The organism is Azospirillum sp. UFLA03-27, assembly GCF_059803775.1.
The window spans coordinates 1-5,177 of record NZ_JAUQTX010000352.1 but is presented as its reverse complement, the minus strand read 5'-3'; the positions used below and the strand labels follow the sequence as shown (position 1 = coordinate 5,177).

The following is a 5,177-nucleotide window of genomic DNA, read 5'->3' as shown; positions in this document are numbered from 1 at the left end:
GTATAATCGTCGGCAGCGTCAGATGTGTATAAGAGACAGCTCCAAGGGCGCCGACGCCTTCCGCAAGGGCGATCTTCCCTTCGGCAAAGGCACCCGCGACGACGGGTGACCGCCGCCGCCGGAAAAATCTGTGCGAAAAAAAATGTCCCTCTTCCCGGCGGGAAGAGGGACATCGTCATGGCGTCGAATGGTGACGGGGCGCATACCCCAGTTTTCCGAAACGAATGGGCCGTCTGATGGACCGTCTGGCGAGTGTTCGGAACCGGTCGCCGATCAGAAGTAGCGCTCCGGCACGCGCAGCACGTCGTCGGGCATCACCGGCGTGGTGATCGGAGCCCGGCGCAGCTCCTTCTTGGGATCGGCCCCGCGGGTGATCAGGACATAGTCCTCCTTGGCGCGGTAGGTGTAGCCGCCGGCCATCGCCACCGCGGACAGGGCGGTCATGCCGTTGACATACTGGTACTGACCGGGGTTGCGAACCTCGCCCAGAATAAAGAAGGGCCGGTGGTTCAGCACCTCGACGCTGACCTTGGCGTCGCGGACGTAGCCCTGCGACAGGCGCTTGGAAATGTCCGACTCCAGCTCGCGCGGGGTGTGGCCGCGGGCTGTCACCTCGCCGATCAGCGGCATGGCGACCTTGCCCGAACCGTCGACGCGGAACTCGCCGGACAGCTGCTCCTCGCCAAAGACGATGACGCGAAGCGCGTCGCCGGCCCCCAGGCGGTAGTCCGTCATCTGGGCGACGCCCGGCGGTTCGAGAGGGGCGTCCTGGCCACCGGCGCAGCCGACCATCGCGGCGGCGACCACGGTCATTCCGAGCGCGCGGAACACGTTACGTCGATTCATCCCATACCCTTCCATGGCTCGTGAGGACATCGGGCCCAGCCATCCGCGGTCGGAGCGGCCGAACCCTGAGCGGTCACGGAGGGAGACTAGCAACTCGCACGCGCTTGGGAAAAAGTGGAGAGGAAGTAACGCCAACGGAGGAAAAGGATTCGCGTCACCGTATAGGCGGAAATGCAAAAGGGGCGCCCATCGGCAGATGGACGCCCCTTCCGTATTCCTCGATACAATCTGATTACATCTGAGCGCCGACGCGCAGATAGACCAGATTGTCGGAGTAATCGAAGCCACTGAGGTTCGAGTTACGCTTTTCGTAAGTATAACCGCCATTCACGAAGATATAGCGGCTGAGCTGATAGCTGGCGCCGGCCCCCAACGTGTAGACGTCGTCGGTGCGGTCCACGCCGTTGAAGTCGTCCTGACGCCACTGGACGCGGGCGTTCAGCAGCAAGGTGCGCAGAAGCTCGTGATCCACGCCGACAGCAGCGACGGTGCGGTTGTAGCTCGACGCGATCTGGCTGCCGCGGGCATAGGTCGACTCCCGGACCTGACGGCTGAGCGAGCCGGTGACCGAGGTGAGCTGGGTCACCGACCAGTTCAAGCGGCCGCCCACGGCCAGACCACCGAAGTCCTTCAGCGTCGGATCGTCGTAGGTCCGGCTCAGATAGCCGGCATAGATCTCGCCGTTGATCAGGCCGGTCAGGTCGGTAGACAGGCCGCCGACGACCTCGTAGCCCTCCGAGTCGCGGTTGACGCCGCCGAAGTCCTGGCTCAGCCGGTAATTAGTCCAGTTGTAGGAGCCCTGAACGAAGGCCTCGTAGCCCTGGATGAACTCGTAGCCGACGCGGGCGGTGCCGGTGTAGCTCCAGCGGTCGCGGTCCTCCTGCGACTCCGTCTGCCCATTGCTCAGCTCGGCGTCCTGGTAGGAGGTGTACTGGGCGCCGCCGGTCAGGCGGACGCGGACGCGGTTGAAGCGCTGGTTGAACGACGCCTCGCCGCCGTGGGTGAAGTAGTTCACCGGCTCCGCGAAGCGCGGCACCACGGTGCCGGTGGCCAGCGACACGTCGAAGTTCGGGTCGGACCGCCCCTCATGGTCGCGGCGGCTGAACAGCAGGCCGCTGACCGACGAGTCGCGGGTGATGTCGTAGCGGCCGTCCACCTGCGCCCGGTAATCGGCGTAGTTCTCCGACGAATAGTCGAAGAAGCGCCCGATGTTGCCGGAGGCCGAGAAGTTCAGGGCGTGGTTGTTGAAATCCGAACGCACGTCGACGCGCGGCTGGGTGACCCAGATGAAGTCGTCGCGGGTGTCGTTCTCGGTCGCGAAGACGTTGCTTTCATAGGTCAGGCCGGTCTCGATGCGCGGCAGGATAAGGAACGATCCGGCGCGGATGCCGAGCTGTTCGACCTCCGGACGGCGGCGCTCCAGCACGGACTCACCGGGCTGCAGTTCCTGGGCGCTCACCGGCGTGGCCGCGGGCAGCGCCGTCAGCACGGTGGACGCGAGCGCGAGGGCGAGGAAGGACAGGGAGCTGGGCTTCATGGGTCACCGCGCAAGGCTGAAATCAGTGGCTCGTATCGGGCGGCCGAATGGCCTTGGAATGTGCAATCGCCGCTCCGGCAGAAGCGGACAGTCGCTGCAAAGACAACTCATGGCGTGATGTCCGTGCAACAGTGAAGCCGTTCAGCCGTGGTTTTTGCCCGCGCCTGTGTTGTTGGCGCAACAAGACTTGCGTCAGACGGGCGCACTATTGCCATACGCCCGCGTCATTAGAGCTAAGGTCATAGGACCAAGAGACCTCACATGCTGGCGTCCTTGGGAACCAGCAATCGGCGGCATCCGTTCACCCAAGGCGGACCAGAGCCTCCAACCGGAACCATGAGGAAACACCAAGCATGACCAGACCGCTGACCACTCCCCCGCCGCCCAAGTCGCCCCGCCACCCTGGCGACGATGTCGTAATGCCGCCCTACACACCCGGGAGTGTCCCGCCGCCGGACGGCGACCTTCCGAAGTCCGACCGCGAAAGGACTCCGCCGCCGAACACCTATCCACCGAAACAAAACCCATAATCGAAATATGGGCTGCCGTCTGGTATGACCAAAACACACCCGCATATGCAGATTGCATCCCAGTCCCCCAGGAAAGATTCTTGAAAGGTGCGGCTCATCTTCGTTCGCGAGTGCTTTGCATTGTAAATAGTAGACGGTCCTAGACTGTGGCCCTATGCCGCAGCAGCGAGCGTTGCCTATTGCGACTTCCATCCCTAGGCTTCAATGCGAAGCCTGCTGCATTTGGCGCACGCCCTGGAGCATTCCCCGGGACCGGCGCCGAACCTGTCGCACGGTGTTTCGCCGACACCCGCCGCAACCGGAAACGGTCCGGCTCCGCAACGCTCGTGTGCGCCCATGGATCACATCGCCCATCTTCCGACCGACGATTACCTGTTGACCGGGCAGGTGCACTATCGCCTTCGCCGGGCTCATCAGCGCGCGTCCTCCATCTTCATGGACATGATCGGCGACTCCCAGCTCACCCCCACCCAATGGGGCGCCCTGGTCACCCTGCGGACCGAGGGGTCGCTGTCGCAGAACCAGCTCGGCCGGCTGACCTTCATGGACCCGGCGACCACCCAGGGCGTAATCCTGCGCCTCGTGGAGCGCCAGCTGGTGGAACGCCAGCCGGACCCGCAGGACCGGCGACGCACCAGCGTCAGCCTGACCCGAACCGGCCAATCGCTGGTCAACGCCCTGCTTGGAAACGCCACCCAGGCGCATCACCGCACGCTGGACCCGCTGACCCCGGAGGAGCAGGCGACCTTCCTCATGCTCCTCTCCCGCCTGATGTGAGCCCGGCAGTTCCGGCACCGGCCCGCGGAAAACAGGCTTGGTGCGGCGCAACGGAACGGTGACTTTTGCCGTGGGTTTGCTATGAACGCAGACATTGCGTTCAGGCTGCCGCTCCATGCGTTCACGCAGCCGTCCACCGCGCCGGGATACCGCCGACCATGAACCGCCGCCATCTCCTGCTTGCGCCGGGCGCTGCCGCCCTCGCCGCCGCCTTCTGGATCGCCGCGCCGATGCCCGCCGCCCAGGCGCAATCCGCCCCGGCCCAATCAGGCGGCCAGCCGATTCGCGTCGGCGAGATCAACAGCTACACTGGCCTTCCGGCCTTCACGATCCCCTACCGCCAGGGGTGGCAACTCGCGGTGGAGGAGGTGAACGCGGCGGGCGGCCTGCTCGGCGGGCGCAAGCTGGAGGTCGTCTCCCGCGACGACGCCGGCAAGCCGGACGACGCCGTGCGCGTCGCGCAGGAATTGCTGTCGAACGAGAAGGTCGAACTGCTGGCCGGCACCTACTTCTCCCACGTCGGGCTGGCCGTGGCGGACTTCGCCGCGCGCAACAAGTTGCCCTTCGTCGCGGCGGAGCCGCTGACCGACGCCATTACCTGGACCAAGGGCAACCGCTACACCTTCCGCCTGCGCCCCAGCACCTACATGCAGGCGGCCATGCTGGTGGAGGAGGCGGCGAAGCTGCCGGCCAAGCGCTGGGCCACCGTCGCCCCCAACTACGAGTACGGCCAGTCGGCGGTGCAGTGGTTCCGCCAGCTCCTGTCGGAGAAGCGGCCGGACGTCGAGTTCGTCGCCGAGCAGTGGCCGGCCCAGGGCAAGCTGGAAGCCGGACCGACCGTGCAGGCGCTGGCCGCGGCGAAGCCCGACGCCATCTTCAACGTCACCTTCGGCGCCGATCTCGCCAAGTTCGTGCGCGAGGGCGAGGGTCGCGGCCTGTTCCGCAACCGCACCGTCGTCAGCCTGCTGACCGGCGAGCCGGAATATCTCGACCCGATGAAGGACGAGGCGCCGGAGGGCTGGATCGTCACCGGTTACCCGCAGGAGCAGATCGACACACCGGAGCACAAGACCTTCCGCGAAGCCTATGTGAAACGGTTCAACGAGCCGCCGCGCCAGGGCTCGGTCGTCGGCTACGCCACCTTCAAGGCCATCGCCGCCGCCGTGGAGAAGGCCGGCTCCACCGATCCGGAGAAGCTCGTGGACGCGCTGTCCGGCCTAGCCCTGTCCAGCCCCTTCGGCCCGATCACCTTCCGCGCGCTCGACCATCAAGCGACGATGGGCGCCTATGTCGGCAAGACCACGGTGAAAGGCGGCCAGGGCGTGATGACCGGCTGGCGCTACGCCGACGGCGCGGACTATCTGCCATCCGACGAGGCCGTCCGCAAGATGCGTCCGGAGTAAGGGGCGGAGCGCTTGCCCCCACCCTTCCCACGGCCTGTCTCTTATACACATCTGACGCTGCCGACGATTATACGCGAGTGTAGA

Annotated in this window: 4 protein-coding genes; 2 read left to right on the top strand and 2 right to left on the bottom strand. The window is 65.6% G+C overall.

What is annotated here, in order from left to right:
* Positions 1-273: 273 nt before the first annotated feature.
* Together Q4I23_RS30300 and Q4I23_RS30295 are read right to left on the bottom strand one after the other, a co-directional pair.
* Positions 274-846, bottom strand: coding sequence for a polysaccharide biosynthesis/export family protein (locus Q4I23_RS30300; RefSeq protein ID WP_237903159.1), 573 nt, complete (start codon positions 844-846; stop codon positions 274-276).
* Between the two features lie 232 nt (positions 847-1,078).
* Positions 1,079-2,383 carry an outer membrane beta-barrel protein gene (locus Q4I23_RS30295; RefSeq protein WP_145626917.1) on the bottom strand — a complete coding sequence of 435 codons (1,305 nt, stop codon included), beginning with the start codon at positions 2,381-2,383 and terminating at the stop codon, positions 1,079-1,081.
* 866 nt (positions 2,384-3,249) lie between these two features.
* Between Q4I23_RS30295 and Q4I23_RS30290 the strand changes: the two genes are divergently transcribed.
* Together Q4I23_RS30290 and Q4I23_RS30285 are read left to right on the top strand one after the other, a co-directional pair.
* Positions 3,250-3,690, top strand: a complete 441-nt coding sequence (locus tag Q4I23_RS30290) for a MarR family winged helix-turn-helix transcriptional regulator (RefSeq protein WP_454018763.1) — start codon at positions 3,250-3,252, stop codon at positions 3,688-3,690.
* Positions 3,691-3,848: 158 nt separating this feature from the next.
* Positions 3,849-5,093 (top strand): ABC transporter substrate-binding protein, encoded by a 1,245-nt coding sequence (locus Q4I23_RS30285; protein WP_498528678.1) that lies wholly within the window; start codon positions 3,849-3,851, stop codon positions 5,091-5,093.
* Positions 5,094-5,177 lie beyond the last annotated feature (84 nt).

Bases quoted from the DNA above. Each gene is read 5' to 3' on its own strand.
- Q4I23_RS30300 (WP_237903159.1), bottom strand. From the start codon at position 846: ATGAATCGACGTAACGTGTTCCGCGCGCTCGGAATGACCGTGGTCGCC.
- Q4I23_RS30290 (WP_454018763.1), top strand. From the start codon at position 3,250: ATGGATCACATCGCCCATCTTCCGACCGACGATTACCTGTTGACCGGG.
- Q4I23_RS30285 (WP_498528678.1), top strand. From the start codon at position 3,849: ATGAACCGCCGCCATCTCCTGCTTGCGCCGGGCGCTGCCGCCCTCGCC.
- Q4I23_RS30295 (WP_145626917.1), bottom strand. From the start codon at position 2,383: ATGAAGCCCAGCTCCCTGTCCTTCCTCGCCCTCGCGCTCGCGTCCACC.